This is a genomic window from Bartonella sp. W8122 (genome assembly GCF_016102485.1).
In the GTDB taxonomy this organism is placed as follows: Bacteria; Pseudomonadota; Alphaproteobacteria; order Rhizobiales; family Rhizobiaceae; genus Bartonella; species Bartonella apihabitans.
This window is the reverse complement of sequence record NZ_JACFOO010000001.1, coordinates 1,861,274-1,882,458: the sequence shown is the minus strand read 5'-3', so window position 1 is coordinate 1,882,458 and position 21,185 is coordinate 1,861,274. Positions and strand designations below refer to the sequence as shown.

The window sequence follows — 21,185 nt, the reverse complement described above, 5'->3', positions numbered from 1 at the left end:
ATGGGCAAAGCTAAGGCTCCGCGCCAGCTTAAAGATAATGAAGCAAAGGCAGTCGCTCGCACAATTCGTGTCAGCCCGCAGAAGCTTAATCTTGTAGCGGCAATGATTCGCGGTAAAAAGGTTAATACAGCTCTTGCAGATTTGACTTTTTCTCGTAAACGCATTGCCGATACGGTGAAAAAGACGTTGGAATCTGCGATTGCCAATGCAGAAAACAATCACGATTTGGATGTCGATTCGCTTATCGTGGCGGAAGCTTCAGTCGGTAAGTCGATTGTTATGAAGCGGTTTCATGTGCGTGGTCGTGGCCGCGCCAGCAGAATTTTGCGTCCGTTCTCTCATCTTACAATTGTTGTTCGTGAAGTGTCCGATAAAGAGGAGGCCGCATAATGGGTCAGAAGATCAATCCAATCGGGCTTCGTCTCGGTATCAATCGTACATGGGATTCTCGTTGGTATGCCGATACCGGTGAATATGGTCGTTTATTGCATGAGGATTTGAAAATCCGCAAATATGTGATGAACGAGTTAAAGCAGGCAGCTATTTCGGAAGTCGTTATTGAGCGTCCGCATAAAAAGTGCCGTGTTACCATTCATTCGGCTCGTCCGGGCCTGATCATTGGTAAGAAGGGTGCCGACATCGAGAAGTTGCGTCGCAAATTGTCTGAAATGACACATGCCGACACTGCTTTGAATATCGTTGAAGTCCGCAAACCGGAAATCGACGCCGAGTTGATTGCCCAGTCAATTGCCCAGCAATTGGAACGTCGTGTGGCTTTCCGTCGCGCTATGAAGCGTGCCGTCCAGTCGGCAATGCGTCTTGGTGCTGAAGGTATCCGTATCAATTGCGCCGGCCGTCTTGGTGGTGCTGAAATTGCCCGTATGGAATGGTACCGCGAAGGCCGCGTTCCGCTTCATACCTTGCGTGCGGATATTGATTACGGCACAGCGGAAGCCAATACTGCCTATGGTATTTGTGGCGTGAAAGTTTGGGTATTCAAGGGCGAAATTCTTGAACATGACCCGATGGCTTCAGAACGTCGTGCTACTGAAGGCGATAATCAAGGTTCGAATTCGAACCGCCGTCGTGAAAACGCCTGATTTTTAGACGGGCAAAAAAGGATTTGGAGTAGAGAACAATGTTGCAGCCAAAACGCACAAAGTTCCGCAAGCAATTCAAAGGCCGTATTCACGGTGTTTCGAAGGGTGGTACGGAACTTAATTTTGGTGCCTACGGTCTTAAGGCTATGGAGCCGGAACGTGTTACTGCACGTCAGCTCGAGGCGGCCCGTCGTGCTATCACGCGTCAGATGAAGCGTGCCGGCCGTGTGTGGATCCGCGTTTTTCCGGATGTTCCGGTATCATCGAAGCCTACCGAAGTTCGTATGGGTAAAGGTAAAGGCGCTGTCGAATTTTGGGCAACGCGTGTTGCACCAGGACGTATCATGTTTGAGCTTGACGGCGTACCTGAAGATGTGGCACGTGAAGCGTTACGGTTGGGCGCATCAAAGCTTCCAATTAAAACACGTTTCGTCCAGCGTATAGCTGAATAAAGGGACTAAGCGATGAAAGCCTCAGAAGTACGGGCCCAGACGCTCGATCAGATGAATGAAGAGTTGGCCAAGCTCAAGAAAGAGCAGTTCAATCTGCGTTTCCAGAAAGCAACTGGTCAGTTGGAAAAAACAGCGCGCGTTAAACAGGTTCGCCGTGATATCGCACGCATAAAAACAATCGCCCGCCAGAAGGCGGCCGAAAGCAAGGCTTAAGGAAGTTAAGACATGCCTAAACGCATTCTGCAAGGCGTTGTCGTCAGCGATAAGAACGACAAGACTGTTGTAGTCAAAGTAGAGCGGCGCTATTCGCATCCGCTGTTACAGAAGACTGTCAGCCAGTCCAAGAAGTACAAAGCGCATGACGAAAACAACGAATTCAAAGTTGGTGATCAGGTCTTTATTCAAGAATCGAAGCCAATTTCGAAAGACAAGCGCTGGGTCGTTGTTAAAAACGGCGCTGCTTAATAAATCGGATTTTTGATAAACAAAAGGTTGGGTATTATTGTGCCCAACATTTTGTTTGAAAAAGTCTTAATCATAATTTGACAGGCAAGTCCGAATGTGTCAAATGCACTGCCGGACGTAAACATTTAGAGAAGGCGGCCAGTCATGATTCAGATGCAAACAAACCTCGACGTCGCGGATAATTCCGGCGCCCGTCGTGTCATGTGCATCAAGGTGCTGGGCGGCTCGAAGCGGAAATACGCTTCTGTCGGAGACATTATTGTTGTCTCGGTCAAAGAAGCAATTCCGCGTGGCCGCGTAAAAAAAGGTGATGTGATGAAAGCCGTGGTGGTTCGTACTGCCAAGGATATTCGTCGCGCTGATGGTAGCGTTATTCGTTTTGATAAAAATGCTGCTGTCTTGGTTGATAACAAGAAAGAGCCGATCGGTACTCGTATCTTCGGACCGGTTCCCCGTGAACTTCGCGGTAAGAATCACATGAAGATCATCTCGCTCGCGCCAGAAGTACTATAGGGAGCCGTTGCGATGAACAAGATTCGTAAAGGCGACAAAGTCGTCATCCTTTCAGGTAAGGATAAAGGGCGCAACGGGGAAGTGATCAAGGTTAATCCTGAGGAAAACACTGCTATTGTACGCGGTATCAATATGGTGAAGCGCCATCAGCGGCAAACGCAAACTCAGGAGGCAGGCATTATTTCCAAAGAAGCTCCTCTTCATATTTCCAAATTGGCGATCGCCGATCCTAAGGATGGAAAACCTACCCGTGTAGGATTTCGTATCGAGAAGGATGGCAAGAAGGTTCGCGTTGCCAAGCGTTCGGGAGATCTGATCAATGGCTGATAAGATTCAAGAGCCGCGTTTGAAGACGCACTATGTCAATGTTGTTCGCAAAGCACTGCAAGACAAGTTTCATTACGAAAACAATATGCAGGTTCCCTATGTCGAGAAAGTTGTTCTCAATATGGGTGTTGGCGAAGCAACTGCAGATTCCAAAAAACCTGCCAGAGCTGCTGAAGATTTGAGTCTTATTGCCGGGCAGAAAGCAATTGTAACGCACGCACGTAATTCCGTTGCGACATTCAAGGTTCGCGAGGGAATGCCTCTCGGTGCTAAAGTTACATTGCGTAGAGACCGTATGTATGAATTTCTTGATCGTCTGGTAACAATTGCTTTGCCACGCGTTCGCGATTTTCGTGGTCTTAATCCGAAAAGTTTTGACGGTCGTGGCAATTTTGCCATGGGTATCAAAGAACACATTGTGTTCCCGGAAATCAACTACGATCAGGTAGATCAAATCTGGGGTATGGATATCATCGTTTGTACGACAGCGAAAACGGATGATGAAGCGCGTGAATTATTGCGCGGTTTCAATTTTCCGTTCCGTGCGTAACGGCAAGCGTAGCGAGGTAAAGTTATGGCCAAAACAAGTGCCGTTGAGAAGAATAAGCATCGCCGTGCGATGGCTAAGCAGTTTGCAGCGCGCCGTGCGCGTCTGAAAGCAATTGTCATGGATCAGAAGGTGCCGTTGGAAGAGCGCTTTCGCGCATCCATTCAGCTTGCCGAGTTGCCTCGTAACTCGGCAAAGGTTCGCATCCGTAACCGTTGTGAAGTTACAGGGCGTCCGCGCGGTTATTATCGTAAATTGAAAATGTCACGTATTGCATTGCGTGATCTCGGTTCGTTCGGGCATATCCCCGGCGTTGTCAAATCAAGCTGGTAAGAGGAGTTTCGTAAATGTCTATGTCAGATCCTCTTGGAGATATGCTTACCCGTATCCGTAATGCACTCGGACGCAAGAAGTCGAAGGTTTCGACGCCTGCATCAAGATTGCGCGCTCGTGTTCTCGATGTTTTGCAGACCGAAGGCTATATTCGCGGATATAGTCAGATTGATTTTGAAAACGGTAAGTCCGAGCTCGAAATCGAATTGAAATATTTTGATGGTGCACCGGTTATTCGTGAAATTTCGCGTGTTTCGAAACCCGGTAGACGCGTTTATGTTTCTGTGAAGTCTATTCCACAAGTTGCAAACGGTCTTGGCATTTCTATCCTTTCAACTCCGAAAGGTGTGATGGCTGATCATGAGGCTCGTGAGCAGAATGTTGGTGGGGAGCTTCTTTGCCGCATCTTCTAAGAGATGTCGGGAAAAGCTAGAAAGATAGGTTAATACAATGTCACGTATTGGAAAAAAACCGATTCATGTCCCGGCTGGCATTACTGCTTCAGTTGATGGGCAAGCGATCAAGGTCAAAGGACCTAAGGGAGAATTGAGTTTCGTTGCTGATGACGAAATCCATCTCAAATTGGAAGATAATGTGGTTCATGTAACGCCGCGCGATCAAACCAAGGAAGCACGCTCGAAATGGGGAATGTCCCGTTCGATGATTGAAAATATCATTGAAGGTGTTAAGAGTGGCTTTGAAAAGAAGCTTGAGATCAACGGTGTTGGTTATCGTGCAGCGATGCAGGGTAAGAATGTTCAACTTTCTTTGGGATTTAGTCATGATGTGGTTTATCATGTTCCTGAAGGTATCACTGTGGCAGTTCCGAAGCCGACTGAAATTCTGGTTTCGGGAATTGACAAGCAGAAGGTTGGGCAGGTTGCCGCCGAAATTCGCGAATATCGCGGGCCGGAACCTTATAAAGGTAAAGGTGTCAAATATGCGAACGAGCGTATCGTGCGCAAAGAAGGCAAGAAGAAATAAGGAACTTGCGTCATGGCTTCGCCTAAAGAAATACTTCAGCGTCGCGCGCAGCGTGTTCGCCGTCAGGTCAAAGCGGTTGCTAACGGCCGCTTGAGATTGAGTGTTCATCGCTCAAATATGAATATTTATGTTCAAATCATTGATGATTTGCATAGTCGCACAGTCGCATCGGCTTCAACCTTGGATAAGGAACTTCGTCCTTCGCTCAAGGGTGGTGCCAATGTCGAGGCAGCAACTGCTGTCGGCAAACTTATCGCTGAAAGAGCCAAGGCTGCCGGCGTTAAAGAAGTTGTATTCGATCGCGGTGCATATATTTATCATGGTCGCATTAAGGCTTTGGCCGATGCAGCTCGTGAAGGTGGTTTGAGCTTTTAAACTGATTGCCCGATTTTTTCGGGCTTTTTCGCCGAAGAATTCCTCTTGTTGTGGGGGAATTCTTTTTTGATACGTGCTTCCGGAAAAGAAAAAGGAATTAGGAATGGCACAAAAAGAACGTAATAATCGTGACGAGCGTCATGAAGAGCGGGACAGCGAGTTTGTTGACAGACTCGTTCATATTAACCGCGTTGCCAAGGTTGTTAAAGGCGGACGCCGTTTCGGCTTTGCCGCTCTTGTGGTTGTAGGTGATCAGAAGGGGCGTGTCGGGTTTGGTCATGGTAAAGCCCGCGAGGTTCCGGAAGCAATTCGCAAAGCTACCGAATCAGCCAAACATGAGATGATTTATGTTCCACTTCGTTCTGGTCGTACTCTTCATCATGATGTCGAAGGACGTCATGGTGCCGGTCGTGTATTGTTGAGATCGGCTGCTGCCGGTACCGGTATTATCGCAGGTGGTCCGATGCGTGCTGTTTTTGAAACACTTGGTATGCAGGATGTTGTTGCAAAGTCGTTAGGTTCGTCCAACCCTTACAATATGATCCGTGCGACATTTGATGCATTGAAGCGTCAGGTTCATCCGAAAGATATTGCTGCACAACGTGGAATAAAATATTCGACGTTGCAGGCTCGTCGGCAAAATCTTATTGGCAACGAAGAATAGTTCGTGGAACTTGCGATATAGAGGAATTTGAAAATGGTTGGGAAAAAAACCCATAGTGGCAAGAAGGTAACTGTTGAACAAATCGGCAGTCCAATTCGTCGCCCGCAAGTTCAACGTGCCACGTTGAAAGGGCTAGGGCTTAACAAGTTGCATCGCCGCAGCACTTTGAACGATACACCTGCAGTGCGTGGTATGATTGCAAAAGTAGAGCATCTCGTCCGTATTGTGGATGAAGGCTGAGGATTGTAGGAGTAAAGAACATGAAACTCAATCAACTGCGCGATCAGGAAGGCGCTACAAAGAATCGTAAAAGAGTTGGGCGCGGCATCGGTTCCGGCATGGGAAAAACGGCCGGTCGCGGTGTAAAAGGTCAGAAGGCACGCTCGGGTGTTGCTATTAACGGTTTCGAAGGCGGGCAAATGCCTGTTTATCGCCGTTTGCCGAAGCGTGGTTTCAATAATCTGTTTGCAAAAAGCTTCAATGAAATATCGCTTGGGCGTTTGCAGGCCGCTATTGATGCCGGTAAAATCGATGCATCAAAGCCTGTAAATGTGGCTGTGTTGAAGGCTGCCGGTGTCATTCGTCGTGAAAAAGATGGTGTCCGTCTTTTGTCGGATGGCGAATTGAAAGCCAAAGTAACCTTGGATATTGCTGGTGCTTCAAAAGCAGCAATCGAGAAAGTTAGCAAAGCCGGTGGCGTTGTTAATATTCAAGCTGCCGCCGAATAAAGCAATTTCTTGAAACATATGTCGGTCTGGTGTGATGTGGTAAGCATTCATTCCAGACCTTTTTTATATGTATGATTGTTATTGCAAAAACTATTTTTATCAGGCAAAACGTCTGTGAGTTAAAATAGGTTTAACGAACATTGTTTCTCTTTGCGTTTTTTTGCGCAGGGGGGTAAAGCATGTGTTGATTTTCATGGTGTTTTGCCGTGAATTAAAACCGGAGAGATTTTATGGCATCTGCCGCAGAACAACTGGCTTCCAATCTTAATTTTGGCGCCTTTTCACGCGCTACCGAACTGAAGAAACGTATCTGGTTTACTTTGGGTGCATTGCTTGTCTACCGTTTTGGTACTTATATTCCTATGCCGGGAATCAATGTTGATGCATTGAGACAGACATTCGCCCAACATTCTTCTGGCGTTTTGGGTCTGTTCAATATGTTTGCCGGTGGTGCTGTCGGTCGTATGGCAATTTTTGCTCTCGGTATCATGCCCTATATCTCTGCATCTATTATCGTGCAGTTGATGACCTCCGTTATCCCTTCGCTCGAAGCCTTGAAGAAAGAAGGCGAGACAGGACGAAAGATCATCAATCAATATACGCGTTACGGGACTGTTTTTCTGGCACTCATTCAAGCCTACGGAATTGCCATTGCACTTGAAAGTGGTATGGGTACCGGCTTGCAGATTGTATCCGATCCGGGGATGATGTTCAGGATTACCGCAGTGATTACGCTTACCGGTGGAACAATATTTTTGATGTGGCTGGGTGAGCAGATAACCTCTCGCGGAATTGGTAATGGCATATCACTCATTATTTTTGCAGGTATTGTTGCAAATCTCCCGTCTGCGATTGCACAGCTTTTGACAGCGCATGCGCAAGCCGATCTTTCCACATTTATGCTGCTTCTTATCATTGTTATTTGTATTGCAGTTATTGCTGTTATCGTTTTTGTGGAGCGCGCTCAACGGCGGATCATTATTCAGTACCCCAATCGCCAGATGGGTAACCGGATGTTCAAAGGCGATACATCGAATTTGCCGCTGAAGCTTAACACAGCCGGTGTCATTCCTCCGATTTTTGCATCGTCACTTTTGATGTTGCCTGCAACGGTCAATAATTTTTCACAGAATATGCCGCATTGGCTGCAAACGATTTCGTTTTCGTTAAGTCACGGGCAACCGCTTTATATGATTGTTTATGCGGGGCTTATGGCTTTCTTCTGCTTTTTCTATACCGCTATTGTCTTTAATCCGAAAGACACAGCTGACCAGTTGAAAAAGCATTCAGGATTTATCCCGGGAATAAGACCGGGTGAACGGACAGCGCAATATATCGATTATGTGCTTACACGCATTACAGTGGTCGGCGCGATTTATATTATCCTTGTTTGTCTTTTGCCGGAATTTTTAATGTCGACGCTACATGTTCCGTTCTATCTTGGTGGTACGTCGCTTTTGATCGTTGTAACTGTAACACTCGACACGATTGCCCAGATTCAAGGTCACCTTGTTGCCCATCAATATGAGGGGTTACTTAAGAAATCAAAACTCAGGAGCGGGAAAAGAAATAGATGAAACTGATTTTTTTAGGACCGCCCGGTGCCGGTAAAGGTACTCAGGCAAAAATACTAACCGAGAAATACGGTATTCCGCAATTGTCAACAGGTGACATGTTGCGCTCTGCTGTTGCTGCCGGAACCGAGATTGGCAAAAAAGCCAAGTCGATTATGGATGCTGGTGGACTGGTTTCTGATGAAATCGTCAACCAGATAGTGTCTGACCGGATTGACGAGCCCGACTGCAAAAAGGGGTTTATTCTCGACGGCTATCCTCGCACAGTAGGGCAGGCGGAAGCATTACAAACAATTTTGTCGAGCAAACATACAAAGCTTGATGCAGTGATTGAACTCGTAGTTGATCAGATTGCACTCGTTGACCGTATGAAAACCCGTGTGGCGGAAACCATTGCTGCAGGTGGAAAAGTCCGTTCGGACGATAACCCCGAAGCTTTTGCCAAACGGCTTGTCGAATATAGCGAAAAAACTGCACCATTATCGCAGTTTTATGCAAAGACCGGACTGTTGAAGAAAATTGACGGCATGGCTCCTGTAAAAGAAGTCACATCAGCGATTGAAAAGATACTTCACTGAAACAGTTCATCATATATGTGAAAGGGAGTTGACTTTTGCGGTGAAATCCGTCAAAGACAGCACAATTTCATTTTTTTGAGAGATGATTGGAATCGGCTTTGTGTGCGGTTCTGGTCGTTTTGTGCTTTAGTTGTTTCATGACTACTGCACAAATGGTTGAAATTTAATTTAAGGAGAACAGGCGTGGCTCGTATTGCTGGCGTCAACATCCCTACGAATAAACGCGTTATTATCGCTCTTCAGTATATTCATGGGATTGGGCCGAAATTTGCTAAAGAAATCGTTGATAAGGTCGGTATTCCTGCTGAGCGCCGTGTGAGTGAACTTTCGGATGCTGAAGTTCTTCAAATCCGTGAAGCTATCGATCACGATTATCAGGTGGAAGGTGATCTTCGTCGTGAAGTCTCGATGAATATCAAGCGTCTTATGGATCTTGGTTGCTATCGTGGCTTGCGTCACCGCCGTTCGTTGCCGGTTCGCGGTCAACGTACCCATACCAACGCACGTACCCGTAAAGGCCCGGCACGGGCAATTGCCGGTAAAAAGAAATAATTAGCAATACATGAATTCGCTTCACTTGCAGGTTGGTCGTAAAAGGTTACCAAAAATGCAAGTGGTAGCAAATAAGGTGTAGCCGCTGGAACTACGGCGGTGCAGAGATCAGTGAAAGGAAAATTATGGCCAAAGAGCCTACACGTATTCGCCGTCGCGAACGTAAAAACATTTCATCGGGCGTAGCCCATGTTAATTCGACATTCAATAATACGCTCATCACGATCACCGATGCTCAGGGAAACACGATTTCCTGGTCGTCTGCCGGTGCTCAAGGGTTCAAAGGTTCGCGTAAATCGACACCTTTTGCTGCTCAGGTTGCTGCAGAGGATTGTGCAAAAAAAGCACAGGATCACGGGATGCGGTCGCTGGAAGTAGAAGTTTGCGGTCCTGGTTCAGGTCGGGAATCAGCTTTACGGGCTCTTCAAGCTGCAGGTTTTATTATTACATCTATTCGTGATGTGACACCCATTCCGCATAATGGTTGCCGTCCGCGTAAGAAACGCCGCGTTTAATCCGGTTGTTTTTCGGTGTCAGGGCGCTGCTCTGGCGTTCAAGCTGGCCGTCACGGCTGAATGGTGACGGAAGTAAAGGACAGGAATAGGAATATGATCCAGAAAAACTGGCAGGAACTGATTAAGCCTAATAAAGTCGAGTTTCAAACGCAAGGTGGTTCAAATAAAGCTATTGTAATTGCCGAACCGTTGGAACGCGGCTTTGGTTTAACATTAGGTAACGCTTTACGGCGCGTGTTGCTGTCTTCCTTGCGGGGTGCAGCTATCACAGCTGTACAGATCGACGGTGTGTTGCATGAATTTTCGTCAATACCGGGCGTGCGGGAAGATGTCACTGATATTATTTTGAATATCAAAGAGATTGCCATCCGCATGGAAGGTGAGGGACCAAAACGCATGGTCGTCCGTAAAGAAGGGCCGGGTGTCGTCACAGCCGGTGATATCCAGACGGTAGGCGATGTTGAAATCCTCAATCCGGAACATGTTATCTGCACGCTCGATCAGGGCGCAGAAATCCGTATGGAATTTACAGTGAATTCGGGTAAGGGCTATGTCCCGGCAGATCGCAACCGTAATGAAGATGCTCCAATCGGGCTTATTCCGGTTGATAGCCTTTATTCGCCAATTCGCAAGGTTTCTTATAAGATCGAGAATACCCGTGAAGGTCAGGTTCTTGACTACGACAAATTGATCCTGACGGTTGAAACGAACGGTGCGGTCACGGCAGAAGATGCTGTTGCTTTTGCTGCTCGTATTCTACAGGACCAACTTTCGGTATTCGTCAATTTCGAAGAACCCCAGAAAGAGGCTCCGCAAGAGCAGGTCTCCGAACTTGCATTCAATCCGGCCTTGCTCAAGAAGGTGGATGAGCTGGAACTTTCAGTTCGTTCTGCCAATTGTCTTAAAAATGACAATATCGTTTATATTGGCGACCTTATCCAGAAAACGGAAGCAGAAATGCTGCGTACTCCTAATTTTGGTCGTAAGTCGCTCAATGAAATCAAGGAAGTTCTTGCATCTATGGGACTTCATCTTGGTATGGAAATCCCCGCTTGGCCGCCTGAAAATATCGACGACCTCGCAAAACGTTATGAAGATCAATACTGAGTTAAAAATTAAGGAGAAGGCTCATGCGCCATGGTAAGTCAGGCCGCAAGCTGAACCGCACTGCTAGTCACCGTAAGGCGATGTTTGCCAATATGGCAACGTCACTGATCGAGCATGAGCAGATCGTGACGACGCTTCCAAAGGCAAAAGAAATTCGTCCAATCGTTGAAAAGTTGGTAACGTTAGGCAAGCGTGGAGGTCTTCATGCACGCCGGCAAGCCATTTCTGCGATTCGCGATGCAAAACAGGTAGCGAAATTGTTTGATACATTGGCACCGCGCTACGCTACACGTAATGGCGGTTATCTGCGTATTATGAAAGCCGGTTTCCGTGCCGGTGACAATGCTCCTCTGGCTGTTGTGGAATTTGTTGAACGCGACATCAATGCCAAAGGTGCAGCAGATAAAGCACGTGTAGAAGCTGCTGCCAAGGAATCAGAAGCCGCTTGATTGGCTATCATTTGAAAAAATGATTAATGTTAAAAAACCCGCTTGTTTGGCGGGTTTTTTGTTTTTTTGGCAGTTTATTCGTTGAAATCGGAAATGTCACGTTTGAGGCCGATTTCGGTTGTTTCGACTTATAACCGGAAATTCATTGGCGTTTTAAAATTTTTGTTGATGACAGTGCGCGGGATTGTCGCTCGGCGAAAACGGGTCTCGTTTGGTAGTTGAATTACCGCAGTGCTTGATGATGAATGATTATTGGACATTGGCTATCGACTTGCCATGAGCCTGCTTCATAATTGAAGAAGAGACACGCATTGTTGAGCCATTTATAATGGATTGAAAATGAATGGCGTTCGTTTCATAAAATTGCCTTCCTGTTGAATGGCTAATTCCATTAAAAATTGCCTGAAAATCCGGATCAGCTCGCCACTTATTTTACTATTTTTTCTTGAGATGTCTTATCAATAGGAACGTTTTACGTGAAAGACATGAATGTGGTCGGGCGGAGGGAGATAATCGGATATAAATAGATGATAATTGGGCGAATGAGAGCTTCGGAAGGACAATGTCATAGAGCACTCAATATCTTGCGAGCTTTACATATATTATGCGAAGTTTTTATAATTGTCAGATGGCACAAAAAAGAAAGCCGGAGTTGGTGAGCCTATTGATGATAATATCAATGGGATTGGCGAGTGCACCGAGACTCGTAACTACTGACAACAACATACTAAAATCAATTCAATTTCGTTCTTTTGACAAAATCATAAATAGAATGAGAATCTGTTGAAGGCTGTCGAATAAGGATCGTTTCTTTTGATGAAACGCTTATAGATTGAAAACTGCCCGAACCATTACAAGAATAAAGTCTTTTGTAAGGAAATAAGAATGAAACCCATTTTCAAGGCCATTGTTCTTTTCAGCTTATTGACAGCCCTTTTACCTCAAGCAAGCTTTGCAGAAGTTCCGCAGTCACAAGCCGAAATCAAATTGAGCTTTGCACCTCTGGTTAAGAAGACAGCACCGTCTGTCGTCAACGTTTACGCGGCAAGAATCGTTCGTGCCCGTTCACCTTTTGCCAATGATCCATTTTTCGAACAATTTTTCGGGCAACCGTTACAAAACGCACCATCACGCAAGCAATCGTCGCTCGGTTCCGGAGTTATTGTTGATCAAAGCGGGCTTATAGTGACGAATTATCATGTTATTCGTGACGCCGACGAAATCAAAGTCGCTTTGTCCGATGGACGTGAATTTGAAAGCAAAGTGATGCTGAAAGACGAGGCGACAGATATAGCAGTTCTGAAAATCACTCCGAAGGGAACTCCCTTTCCGGTCTTGCCTTTGGGCGACTCGGATGAAGTCGAAGTTGGCGATCTCGTGCTTGCAATAGGTGATCCGTTCGGCGTGGGGCAGACCGTTACCAGCGGTATTGTTTCAGCACAAGCCCGTACACGTGTCGGTATTTCCGATTTCGACTTTTTTATCCAGACAGATGCCCCGATCAATCCCGGCAATTCTGGTGGTGCATTGATTGATATGCGGGGTGAGCTCATCGGTATCAACACGGCCATCTATTCGCAGTCGGGTGGTTCGGTTGGAATCGGGTTTGCCATTCCGGCAAATCTTGTAAAAACCGTTCTTGATGCGGTAAAAAGAGGAGAGCAGACATTCGAACCTCCCTATATTGGCGCCTCTTTTCAAAATGTAACAGCAGATGTTGCCGAAGGGCTGGGAATGGCTCAGCCTTATGGCGCCATTATTACCGATGTTACAAAAGGAAGCCCCGCTGAACAAGCCGGTCTTAAAATCGGCGATGTTATTTTGAAGGCGCAAAATGTGCGTATTGATAATCCGGACAGCCTTGGTTATCGACTGATGACAACGGGGATCGGTCATACGCTCGATATTGAGTATCTGAGAAATGGTGAGACTGGAAACACCTCTATTTCTCTCACTTCGGTTCCCGAAAACGAGGTTTCACGTCCGGAAAAATTGACAGGAAATACTCCTTTTGCCGGTGCCGAAGTTATGAATTTGACGCCAATGAATGCACGCCGGTTTCATGTAGCGCCAGACACAGTAGGCGTTGTAATCAATAATGTCGACGACAATAGCAATGCGGCAGGTATCTTTCAGCGTGGTGACATTATCCATGGTCTCAATGGCAAGGACATCAAGACAGTTGACGATCTGAAGAAGGTCCTCTCAAAAGGTAATCCGCGTATCTGGCAACTCGAATTCGAGCGCAATGGCATGTTGGTTCGTCAATTTGTGCGTTGAGGTGACAGGTGACTAACGACCTTTTTACATCCTCTACTGATTCCGACATGGATAAAACCAGGCCGCTTGCGGAAAGAATGCGGCCGCAACACCTATCGGAAGTTATTGGTCAGGACCATCTCACAGGGCCGGAAGGTGTGTTAACCAGAATGATCGCATCGGGTTCAATGGGGTCAATGATTTTCTGGGGGCCTCCAGGGACTGGAAAAACAACCGTGGCACGTCTTCTCGCAAACGAGACAAAATTGGCTTTTGAACAGATCTCGGCTATTTTTTCAGGCGTTGGCGAACTTAAAAAAGTGTTCGAGAGTGCCCGTGCAAGACGTATGTCTGGCAGGCAAACATTACTTTTTGTTGATGAAATCCATCGCTTCAATCGTGCTCAACAAGACAGTTTTTTGCCGGTTATGGAAGACGGGACAGTCATACTTGTCGGTGCAACGACTGAAAATCCATCATTCGAACTGAATGCTGCTTTGCTTTCGCGTGCACGCGTTCTTACTTTTCATCCGCTTGATGAAGAAAGTCTGGCAACAATTCTTAAAAGAGCCGAAAAAATCGAGGGTAAAACATTACCCGTTGACGAGCGCGCACGGGAAATGCTGGTGCATATGGCAGATGGCGATGGGCGTGCCGTGTTGACCATGGCAGAAGAATTGTGGCGTGCAGCGCGGTCGAATGAAGTTTTTGACGAGAAAGAACTGCAAAATATCGTCCAGCAAAGAGCTGCTATATACGACAAAGGCCAAGACGGACATTATAATCTGATTTCGGCTCTTCATAAATCGGTTCGAGGTTCCGATCCCGATGCGGCGCTTTATTATCTTTCGCGTATGCTGGATGCAGGAGAAAATCCGCATTATATTGGCAGGCGGCTTGTGCGGATGGCAATTGAAGATATCGGGCTTGCCGATCCGCAGGCATTGGTCATCGCCAATGCTGCAAAAGATGCCTATGACTATTTGGGATCTCCCGAAGGCGAACTTGCGTTTGCTCAGGCCTGTATTTATCTTGCAACGGCGCCGAAATCCAATGCCGGCTATACCGCTTTTAAGAAGGCAATGCGGTCAGCTCGCGAAAACGGCTCCTTAATGCCGCCAAAATATATCCTTAATGCTCCTACAAAATTAATGAAGCAGGAAGGTTACAGTGAAGGCTATCGTTATGATCATGACGAGCCGGATGCATTTTCAGGTCAGGAATATTTTCCTGAAAAAATGGGGCATCAACATTATTATGACCCGCCGGAACGGGGGTTCGAGCGTGAAATAAAAAAGCGCTTGGAATGGTGGGAAAGACTACGTAACGAACGCAAAAAAGAAAATTAATATGGTATTAACGGATAAAAATTGAATTCATCTAGTGAAATCCGGTAAGCCACCTCTATAATCTCCGACAGGAGATTTACGCGAATCTACTCAAAACGGAGATTACAAACTATGTTGAAAAAGTTGGGCATTCTTTTTCTCTCTGCCAGTTTTTTGACCGCATGTGAAACGACAAATCCCTATACCGGCGAAAGTCAGGTATCGAAGACGGCAACCGGCGCAACAATTGGTGCTGTCGCTGGTGCTCTTGGTGGTTTGATGGTCGGCGGATCGAGCCACGCGCAAAGAAATGCTGTTCTGATCGGTGCCGGCGTTGGTGCGCTTGGCGGTGGACTCATAGGAAATTATATGGACCGGCAGGAAGCCGAACTTCGTCAACAATTGCAGGGAACCGGCGTATCTGTTACCCGTGTTGGTGATCAGATACGGCTCAATATGCCGGGCAATATCACTTTCAATACCGATCAGGATTCAGTCAAAGGGCAGTTCTATCCGGTGTTGAATTCTGTTGCCATTGTATTGAAAAAATATAACAAATCTCTGGTTGATGTTTTTGGTTTTACGGATTCGACCGGCAGTCTCCAGCACAATCAGGACTTGTCGCAACGACGCGCACTTTCGGTCGCAAATTATCTTAATAGTCAGGGCATTGATGGGCGGCGTCTGGCTGTTCAGGGATACGGACCTTCCAATCCGATTGCTTCAAATGATACAGTCGAAGGGCGCTCGCAAAACCGTCGTGTAGAAATCCAGATTGCTCCTTTGCGTCAGGACGGTTATTGATTTTCCCGATCTGCTAACTTTTTGAAACCGCCGCACAAACGGCGGTTTTCTTTTTACCCAGTTTATTTTCTTTAAGAGAACATTATTAGAACAAAAATAATTAATTCAATAAAAACAATGTATTAAGATACTTGCCAAAAGAGAACAAATAGTGTACAAAAACATTATAATCAAGTGCATGCTCTGGCTTCATATATTAGAAAAGGTTAGTGTAAGATGTCACAGAATACATTGCGACTCGTTGAGGACAAAACAGTGGATAAATCGAAAGCTCTGGATGCCGCACTATCCCAGATTGAACGTTCATTTGGCAAAGGCTCTATTATGCGCCTTGGCGATAATAAGCACATTGTCGAGATCGAAACAATTCCGACAGGTTCTTTATCGCTGGATATCGCGCTTGGTGTAGGTGGCCTTCCCAAAGGGCGTATCGTAGAAATTTATGGGCCTGAAAGTTCCGGTAAAACAACTTTGGCGCTTCATACAATTGCCGAAGCGCAAAAGCGCGGTGGTATTTGTGCGTTTATTGACGCCGAACATGCTCTTGATCCGGTTTATGCCCGCAAACTTGGTGTCGATGTTGAAAATCTTCTCATTTCGCAGCCCGATACAGGCGAACAAGCTTTGGAAATTACCGACACATTGGTCCGCTCGGGTGCTGTTGACGTTCTGGTTGTTGACTCTGTTGCAGCTCTTACGCCGCGCGCTGAAATCGAAGGCGAGATGGGAGATTCGCTTCCCGGTCTGCAAGCTCGTTTGATGAGTCAGGCTCTTCGCAAATTAACAGCTTCAATTTCCCGTTCGAATTGTATGGTTATCTTTATCAATCAGATTCGAATGAAAATTGGCGTCATGTTTGGTTCTCCGGAAACGACGACTGGCGGTAATGCTTTGAAGTTTTATGCTTCGGTTCGTCTTGACATTCGTCGTATCGGTTCGATCAAAGATCGTGATGAAGTTGTAGGAAACCAGACTCGTGTCAAAGTCGTCAAAAACAAGCTTGCCCCTCCGTTCAAGCAGGTAGAATTTGATATTATGTATGGCGAGGGAATTTCCAAGTTAGGAGAACTTATTGATCTTGGTGTAAAAGTCGGCATTGTTGAAAAATCCGGCGCATGGTTTTCTTATAATTCCCAGCGTTTGGGGCAGGGGCGCGAAAATGCCAAACAGTTTTTGCGTGACAATAAGGAAGTTGCCGAAGAGATCGAGGCTGCCTTGCGCCAGAATGCAGGTTTAATCGCAACGGAACTACTGGAAAACGGTGGCCCGGAAGCCGATGATGAAAGTGCAGCGGGGTGATCCGGTTTCATCGAAACCGGCTAAGATAGGTTAGGAAGATTTCCGGCTCGAAATTTTGTCCATACCAACGTGAAAACGTTTAAGGAATTACGATTTCGAAATCCGGTTCATGATTGAATAAGGGGCGTTAGCCGGAAGGCTGCCGCCCTTTTATTTTACATAATTAAGTTAGCGATTAGGAATAATTCCGTTAGCATTGAATATGAACATTGTTTGATAGAACTTGAATTGTAAGGGCTAGCTAATAAAGCAGGCTGGAAAAACCGACTGGAAAACCGACTGGGAAAAAAGGCCGGAAAAAACATGCGGAAAAAAATGGCTGGAAAAGTGGCTATGTCGGAGTGAAACGGCTTTGTTCTGTCGAAATCATATTCGCTTTGCAGTGGTTGTGCGTGACTACACAGTTTTTCATGAAGATTCTTCTGTCGTCATTCCAATAGTGTTCGTAAAATTCCTTAAAATTCCCTGAAAATCTATTTACGGCATTTTGTACAGCGCATTGTACTTTAACATGAACGAAGTGTCCGGAGTTTTGTCGTTATCAGCGCGAGGTGTTCGCTTTTTAACAGCGTTTTGATCGGGCGCTTCTGGAAAACAAATTGAACGGATAAAAGTTCGGTCTAATGAACTTTATTATTCATTATTACCAATGGTTGTCTTTCTCTTAGCTCCGTAAGCAATTATCGCAGAATGAATGAGCCGTGTTCCAATTTTATGAATTGTCGTGCCCCGAGTTAAGCATTTGACCAACTGTTGCTGGCAAATTCAAAAATTCGCGGATGAAAGTTTATCAGGTGCGGGTCAGTGTTGGTTTCGGGATTAAATAATGCGGGGGAAGAAGAACCGATTTGCGGTAGAAAATTGAAGAAAAACGGGTTTAACACAACGAAATGTAGCCGTAATTCAAAAAATTCCCTCTCACGCAATTCATCGAGGATATTTGGGTAACAGATTCCCACAAGGATTTATATAATTTGGGAATTTGTGATAGAGCGGCCCTGACCAAAAACCGGACAATGGATAGCCATTGAATTTAAGCGGATAAAATGTGTTCATCAGAAGTTGCTTTCGCTATCGCCCATTAAAGTCTTCGTGATAATGTTTGAATAAGCGCAATTTTTTTAAGCTCGCGGCATATGTTTCAAATGTTTTCTGTTGATCTACTTTGCTTAAGCCAAAAAGCACCGGATATAGAATTCACAATGCGGGATTGGCGTGAAAAAGTGGTTTTCAGATTAGAGAATATGCTCTAAAAGGCAGTCAATATATTTTTTAAAATCGGGCGGGCGAGATGAAGCTCTGCGGCGAATACAGGTGTCAGTGATGAATAGTGTTAACGAGATCCGGTCAACATTTCTGGATTATTTCCATAGAAACGGGCATGAAATTGTCCCGTCCAGTCCTCTGGTTCCGAGAAATGACCCAACCTTGATGTTTACCAATGCGGGAATGGTACAGTTCAAGAATGTGTTTACCGGCCTTGAACAACGCCCCTATAAAAGGGCAACCACAGCACAAAAATGTGTTCGCGCCGGGGGGAAGCACAACGATCTTGACAATGTAGGCTACACAGCGCGCCACCACACCTTTTTCGAGATGCTTGGCAACTTCTCTTTTGGTGATTATTTCAAAGAACAGGCCATTTATTTTGCCTGGAATTTACTGACCAAAGAATTCGGTCTGCCGAAAGAAAAGCTGCTTGTCACCGTCTATCATGAGGATGATGCCGCAGCCGAGCTATGGAAAAAGATAGCCGGTCTCACTGACGATAAAATTATCCGGATTTCAACCAGCGACAATTTCTGGGCGATGGGCGACACCGGTCCTTGCGGGCCATGTTCGGAAATTTTCTATGATCATGGCGATAAAATCTGGGGCGGCGTGCCGGGAAGCGCCGAGGAAGATGGCGATCGTTACATTGAAATCTGGAACCTTGTTTTCATGCAATATGATCAGGTTACAAAGGACCAGCGTAATGATCTTCCGCGCCCATCTATTGACACGGGCATGGGGCTTGAACGTATTGCCGCTGTTTTGCAAGGTGTTCATGATAATTACGACATCGACCTCTTCAAGACATTGATCCGCGCTTCCGAAGAGGCAACCGGCGTCAAGGCCGAGGGAGAATTTGTTGCAAGTCACCGTGTGATAGCCGATCACCTTCGTTCATCTGCCTTTTTGATTGCCGATGGCGTTTTGCCTTCCAATGAAGGACGTGGTTATGTATTGCGCCGCATTATGCGTCGCGCCATGCGTCATGCCGAGCTGCTTGGAGCCAAGGAACCGTTGATGTGGCGCCTGTTGCCGACTTTGATACGCGAAATGGGACAAGCCTATCCCGAGCTTATCCGCGCAGAAGCGCTGATTTCGGAAACCTTGCGTCTGGAAGAAACACGCTTCCGCAAGACTTTGGAACGTGGTCTTACCCTTTTGAACGAGGCAAGCCACAATCTGAAATCGGGCGATCATCTTGATGGTGAAACAGCCTTCAAACTTTATGATACCTATGGTTTCCCGCTTGATCTTACTCAGGATGCGCTTCGTCGCCGCAATATAACGGTTGATGTCGAAGCTTTTGACAAGGCAATGGAACGCCAGAAAGCCGAAGCCCGTGCCAATTGGGCGGGTTCCGGAGAAGAGGCAACCGAAACCGTCTGGTTTGCCGTTCGCGATCGCGTCGGTTCCACCGAATTTCTTGGCTATGAGACAGAAAAAGCCGAAGCAGTGATTACTGCAATTGTGAAAGATGGCAAAATTGTCGATGGTCTGAAGGAAGGTGAAGAAGGCGCATTGATCGTCAATCAGACACCTTTTTACGGTGAATCCGGTGGTCAGGTGGGCGATACCGGCGTAATTGCCGGCGAAAAGTTCTCCTTCAACGTCACAGACACACAGAAAAAGGCAAATGGTGTTTTTGTCCATATCGGTGTTGCCAAAAACGGTTCGATCAAGACCGGCGATGTTGTCGAGCTTGATGTAGACCAAAAACGGCGTCGTAAAATCCGCGCCAACCACTCGGCAACCCACCTTTTACACGAGGCTTTACGCGAAACATTGGGTACCCATGTTGCCCAGAAAGGGTCGTTGGTAACACCGGAACGTTTGCGTTTCGACTTCTCGCATCCGAAACCGATGACAGCGGAAGAAATCAAACAGGTTGAAGATTTGGCAAATGAAATTGTTTTGCAAAACAGCCCTGTTACAACCCGTCTTATGAGCGTTGACGATGCTATTGCCGAAGGTGCAATGGCCTTGTTCGGCGAAAAATATGGTGATGAAGTTCGTGTTGTTTCTATGGGGCAACGGGTTGACCCGACAAAAGTTGGAAACCGCGCCTGGTCGCTTGAACTTTGCGGTGGTACCCACGTTAAACGGACAGGTGATATCGGGCTTATCCGCATTGTCTCCGAAAGCGCAGTTGCTGCCGGTGTTCGCCGTATTGAAGCGCTGACAGGCGATGCCGCGCGCCATTATCTGGATGGACAAGATCAACGTGTCCACGAAATTGCCAATGCATTGAAGACAACGCCTCAGGAAGCATTGGAACGTGTTCATGTGCTTGTTGAAGAACGTCGCAAGCTCGAAAAAGAGTTGAATGAAGCGAGAAAGCAATTGGCCTTGTCCGGTGGTGCAAATGATCACGGCGAAGCCGATATTGAACAGATAGACGGGCTGGCCTTTATGGGACGTGTTGTTCACGGTATCGCGCCCAAGGATTTGAAGCCACTTGCCGATGCCGGTAAAAACAAGATCGGTAGCGGTGTTGTTGCCTTTATCGGTGTTTCGGAAGATGGCAAGGCGAGTGCCGTCGTCGGTGTTACCGACGATTTGACAAAACGGTTCAATGCTGTCGAACTCGTCAAAGCATTGTCCGAAGTTCTGGGCGGCAAAGGCGGTGGCGGCCGTCCTGATATGGCCCAAGCCGGAGGACCGGATGGCAACAAAGCAGATGATGCCATGAAAGCCTTGAGGCAAAAATTACAGAAATGAATATTTAAAAAAGCGGGTTTAGCCCGCTTTTTTATTGTCTTATGGGCTTATGATTTTATTGTTTCTACCGTCCTTCTCTGCAGTCATTCCATCAAGGCCGTAGAGAAGTTTGACGCTGCTTCCGGTTTTGGGCTTCATACCATTTTAGTGAAATTGCGAGAGTGCGGGAAGCTCACTTTGGAAGGTAATAGCGCGCCGATCTTGAAATGCCACGTGTTTTTCGAGAGCAGGGCGCTACGGGA

At 46.5% G+C, this 21,185-nt stretch carries 26 protein-coding genes; all 26 read left to right on the top strand.

What is annotated here, in order from left to right; all coding sequences use genetic code 11:
- Positions 1-390, top strand: coding sequence for a 50S ribosomal protein L22 (rplV, locus tag H3S83_RS08250; protein WP_075870483.1), 390 nt, complete (start codon positions 1-3; stop codon positions 388-390).
- Positions 390-1,100, top strand: a complete 711-nt coding sequence (gene rpsC, locus H3S83_RS08245; protein WP_077971835.1) for a 30S ribosomal protein S3 — start codon at positions 390-392, stop codon at positions 1,098-1,100. The genes rplV and rpsC overlap by 1 nt, the downstream gene beginning before the upstream one ends.
- Positions 1,101-1,138: 38 nt before the next feature.
- Positions 1,139-1,552 carry a 50S ribosomal protein L16 gene (gene rplP / locus H3S83_RS08240; protein ID WP_075870485.1) on the top strand — a complete coding sequence of 138 codons (414 nt, stop codon included), beginning with the start codon at positions 1,139-1,141 and terminating at the stop codon, positions 1,550-1,552.
- Between the two features lie 12 nt (positions 1,553-1,564).
- A complete protein-coding gene (gene rpmC / locus H3S83_RS08235; RefSeq protein WP_077971833.1) occupies positions 1,565-1,765 on the top strand; it encodes a 50S ribosomal protein L29 in 201 nt (66 codons plus the stop codon).
- Positions 1,766-1,777: 12 nt separating this feature from the next.
- Positions 1,778-2,017, top strand: coding sequence for a 30S ribosomal protein S17 (gene rpsQ, locus H3S83_RS08230; RefSeq protein ID WP_077971831.1), 240 nt, complete (start codon positions 1,778-1,780; stop codon positions 2,015-2,017).
- 144 nt (positions 2,018-2,161) lie between these two features.
- The gene (rplN, locus tag H3S83_RS08225) at positions 2,162-2,530 is read left to right on the top strand and encodes a 50S ribosomal protein L14 (RefSeq protein ID WP_008039971.1); all 369 of its coding nucleotides are present in this window, start codon (positions 2,162-2,164) and stop codon (positions 2,528-2,530) included.
- 12 nt (positions 2,531-2,542) lie between these two features.
- A complete protein-coding gene (gene rplX, locus H3S83_RS08220) occupies positions 2,543-2,857 on the top strand; it encodes a 50S ribosomal protein L24 (protein ID WP_077971829.1) in 315 nt (104 codons plus the stop codon).
- A complete protein-coding gene (rplE, locus tag H3S83_RS08215; RefSeq protein ID WP_077971827.1) occupies positions 2,850-3,407 on the top strand; it encodes a 50S ribosomal protein L5 in 558 nt (185 codons plus the stop codon). Before rplX ends, rplE begins: the two co-directional genes overlap by 8 nt.
- A gap of 24 nt (positions 3,408-3,431) precedes the next feature.
- Complete coding sequence (gene rpsN / locus H3S83_RS08210) at positions 3,432-3,737, top strand: 30S ribosomal protein S14 (RefSeq protein WP_077971825.1); 306 nt, start codon at positions 3,432-3,434, stop codon at positions 3,735-3,737.
- Between the two features lie 14 nt (positions 3,738-3,751).
- Positions 3,752-4,150 (top strand): 30S ribosomal protein S8, encoded by a 399-nt coding sequence (gene rpsH / locus H3S83_RS08205; RefSeq protein ID WP_075870491.1) that lies wholly within the window; start codon positions 3,752-3,754, stop codon positions 4,148-4,150.
- Positions 4,151-4,187: 37 nt separating this feature from the next.
- Complete coding sequence (gene rplF / locus H3S83_RS08200; protein WP_078039658.1) at positions 4,188-4,721, top strand: 50S ribosomal protein L6; 534 nt, start codon at positions 4,188-4,190, stop codon at positions 4,719-4,721.
- 12 nt (positions 4,722-4,733) lie between these two features.
- Positions 4,734-5,096: a 50S ribosomal protein L18 gene (rplR, locus tag H3S83_RS08195; RefSeq protein WP_077971821.1), complete on the top strand. Its 363-nt coding sequence runs from the start codon at positions 4,734-4,736 to the stop codon at positions 5,094-5,096.
- Between the two features lie 103 nt (positions 5,097-5,199).
- Positions 5,200-5,760 carry a 30S ribosomal protein S5 gene (gene rpsE / locus H3S83_RS08190; RefSeq protein ID WP_078040399.1) on the top strand — a complete coding sequence of 187 codons (561 nt, stop codon included), beginning with the start codon at positions 5,200-5,202 and terminating at the stop codon, positions 5,758-5,760.
- Between the two features lie 33 nt (positions 5,761-5,793).
- Positions 5,794-6,000: a 50S ribosomal protein L30 gene (gene rpmD / locus H3S83_RS08185; protein WP_077971819.1), complete on the top strand. Its 207-nt coding sequence runs from the start codon at positions 5,794-5,796 to the stop codon at positions 5,998-6,000.
- A 20-nt stretch (positions 6,001-6,020) separates the two neighbouring features.
- Complete coding sequence (gene rplO / locus H3S83_RS08180; RefSeq protein ID WP_077971814.1) at positions 6,021-6,488, top strand: 50S ribosomal protein L15; 468 nt, start codon at positions 6,021-6,023, stop codon at positions 6,486-6,488.
- 230 nt (positions 6,489-6,718) lie between these two features.
- The gene (secY, locus tag H3S83_RS08175) at positions 6,719-8,065 is read left to right on the top strand and encodes a preprotein translocase subunit SecY (RefSeq protein ID WP_198239398.1); all 1,347 of its coding nucleotides are present in this window, start codon (positions 6,719-6,721) and stop codon (positions 8,063-8,065) included.
- Positions 8,062-8,640: an adenylate kinase gene (locus tag H3S83_RS08170; RefSeq protein WP_198239397.1), complete on the top strand. Its 579-nt coding sequence runs from the start codon at positions 8,062-8,064 to the stop codon at positions 8,638-8,640. The genes secY and H3S83_RS08170 overlap by 4 nt, the downstream gene beginning before the upstream one ends.
- Before the next feature lie 183 nt (positions 8,641-8,823).
- The gene (gene rpsM, locus H3S83_RS08165; protein WP_075870498.1) at positions 8,824-9,192 is read left to right on the top strand and encodes a 30S ribosomal protein S13; all 369 of its coding nucleotides are present in this window, start codon (positions 8,824-8,826) and stop codon (positions 9,190-9,192) included.
- Positions 9,193-9,317: 125 nt separating this feature from the next.
- On the top strand, positions 9,318-9,707 hold the full coding sequence (gene rpsK / locus H3S83_RS08160) for a 30S ribosomal protein S11 (protein ID WP_075870499.1): 390 nt from the start codon (positions 9,318-9,320) through the stop codon (positions 9,705-9,707).
- Between the two features lie 93 nt (positions 9,708-9,800).
- A complete protein-coding gene (locus H3S83_RS08155) occupies positions 9,801-10,814 on the top strand; it encodes a DNA-directed RNA polymerase subunit alpha (RefSeq protein ID WP_077971808.1) in 1,014 nt (337 codons plus the stop codon).
- A gap of 23 nt (positions 10,815-10,837) precedes the next feature.
- Positions 10,838-11,263 carry a 50S ribosomal protein L17 gene (gene rplQ, locus H3S83_RS08150; protein WP_077971806.1) on the top strand — a complete coding sequence of 142 codons (426 nt, stop codon included), beginning with the start codon at positions 10,838-10,840 and terminating at the stop codon, positions 11,261-11,263.
- Between the two features lie 885 nt (positions 11,264-12,148).
- On the top strand, positions 12,149-13,543 hold the full coding sequence (locus tag H3S83_RS08145) for a DegQ family serine endoprotease (RefSeq protein WP_198239396.1): 1,395 nt from the start codon (positions 12,149-12,151) through the stop codon (positions 13,541-13,543).
- Between the two features lie 47 nt (positions 13,544-13,590).
- Complete coding sequence (locus H3S83_RS08140; protein ID WP_198239395.1) at positions 13,591-14,871, top strand: replication-associated recombination protein A; 1,281 nt, start codon at positions 13,591-13,593, stop codon at positions 14,869-14,871.
- A gap of 111 nt (positions 14,872-14,982) precedes the next feature.
- Entirely contained in the window at positions 14,983-15,654 is a 672-nt protein-coding gene (locus H3S83_RS08135) for an OmpA family protein (protein ID WP_077971798.1), read from the top strand.
- A gap of 216 nt (positions 15,655-15,870) precedes the next feature.
- Positions 15,871-16,953, top strand: coding sequence for a recombinase RecA (gene recA / locus H3S83_RS08130; protein WP_077971797.1), 1,083 nt, complete (start codon positions 15,871-15,873; stop codon positions 16,951-16,953).
- 1,323 nt (positions 16,954-18,276) lie between these two features.
- Complete coding sequence (alaS, locus tag H3S83_RS08125; protein WP_198233210.1) at positions 18,277-20,943, top strand: alanine--tRNA ligase; 2,667 nt, start codon at positions 18,277-18,279, stop codon at positions 20,941-20,943.
- The last annotated feature ends 242 nt before the right edge of the window (positions 20,944-21,185 follow it).

Bases quoted from the DNA above. Each gene is read 5' to 3' on its own strand.
- rpsN (WP_077971825.1), top strand. From the start codon at position 3,432: ATGGCCAAAACAAGTGCCGTTGAGAAGAATAAGCATCGCCGTGCGATG.
- rplV (WP_075870483.1), top strand. From the start codon at position 1: ATGGGCAAAGCTAAGGCTCCGCGCCAGCTTAAAGATAATGAAGCAAAG.
- H3S83_RS08145 (WP_198239396.1), top strand. From the start codon at position 12,149: ATGAAACCCATTTTCAAGGCCATTGTTCTTTTCAGCTTATTGACAGCC.
- recA (WP_077971797.1), top strand. From the start codon at position 15,871: ATGTCACAGAATACATTGCGACTCGTTGAGGACAAAACAGTGGATAAA.
- rpsH (WP_075870491.1), top strand. From the start codon at position 3,752: ATGTCTATGTCAGATCCTCTTGGAGATATGCTTACCCGTATCCGTAAT.
- rpsK (WP_075870499.1), top strand. From the start codon at position 9,318: ATGGCCAAAGAGCCTACACGTATTCGCCGTCGCGAACGTAAAAACATT.
- H3S83_RS08170 (WP_198239397.1), top strand. From the start codon at position 8,062: ATGAAACTGATTTTTTTAGGACCGCCCGGTGCCGGTAAAGGTACTCAG.
- rpmD (WP_077971819.1), top strand. From the start codon at position 5,794: ATGGTTGGGAAAAAAACCCATAGTGGCAAGAAGGTAACTGTTGAACAA.
- rpsE (WP_078040399.1), top strand. From the start codon at position 5,200: ATGGCACAAAAAGAACGTAATAATCGTGACGAGCGTCATGAAGAGCGG.
- rplN (WP_008039971.1), top strand. From the start codon at position 2,162: ATGATTCAGATGCAAACAAACCTCGACGTCGCGGATAATTCCGGCGCC.
- secY (WP_198239398.1), top strand. From the start codon at position 6,719: ATGGCATCTGCCGCAGAACAACTGGCTTCCAATCTTAATTTTGGCGCC.
- rplF (WP_078039658.1), top strand. From the start codon at position 4,188: ATGTCACGTATTGGAAAAAAACCGATTCATGTCCCGGCTGGCATTACT.
- rpsC (WP_077971835.1), top strand. From the start codon at position 390: ATGGGTCAGAAGATCAATCCAATCGGGCTTCGTCTCGGTATCAATCGT.
- rpsQ (WP_077971831.1), top strand. From the start codon at position 1,778: ATGCCTAAACGCATTCTGCAAGGCGTTGTCGTCAGCGATAAGAACGAC.
- rplQ (WP_077971806.1), top strand. From the start codon at position 10,838: ATGCGCCATGGTAAGTCAGGCCGCAAGCTGAACCGCACTGCTAGTCAC.
- rplP (WP_075870485.1), top strand. From the start codon at position 1,139: ATGTTGCAGCCAAAACGCACAAAGTTCCGCAAGCAATTCAAAGGCCGT.
- alaS (WP_198233210.1), top strand. From the start codon at position 18,277: ATGAATAGTGTTAACGAGATCCGGTCAACATTTCTGGATTATTTCCAT.
- rplE (WP_077971827.1), top strand. From the start codon at position 2,850: ATGGCTGATAAGATTCAAGAGCCGCGTTTGAAGACGCACTATGTCAAT.
- rplO (WP_077971814.1), top strand. From the start codon at position 6,021: ATGAAACTCAATCAACTGCGCGATCAGGAAGGCGCTACAAAGAATCGT.
- H3S83_RS08135 (WP_077971798.1), top strand. From the start codon at position 14,983: ATGTTGAAAAAGTTGGGCATTCTTTTTCTCTCTGCCAGTTTTTTGACC.
- H3S83_RS08155 (WP_077971808.1), top strand. From the start codon at position 9,801: ATGATCCAGAAAAACTGGCAGGAACTGATTAAGCCTAATAAAGTCGAG.
- H3S83_RS08140 (WP_198239395.1), top strand. From the start codon at position 13,591: ATGGATAAAACCAGGCCGCTTGCGGAAAGAATGCGGCCGCAACACCTA.
- rplR (WP_077971821.1), top strand. From the start codon at position 4,734: ATGGCTTCGCCTAAAGAAATACTTCAGCGTCGCGCGCAGCGTGTTCGC.
- rplX (WP_077971829.1), top strand. From the start codon at position 2,543: ATGAACAAGATTCGTAAAGGCGACAAAGTCGTCATCCTTTCAGGTAAG.
- rpmC (WP_077971833.1), top strand. From the start codon at position 1,565: ATGAAAGCCTCAGAAGTACGGGCCCAGACGCTCGATCAGATGAATGAA.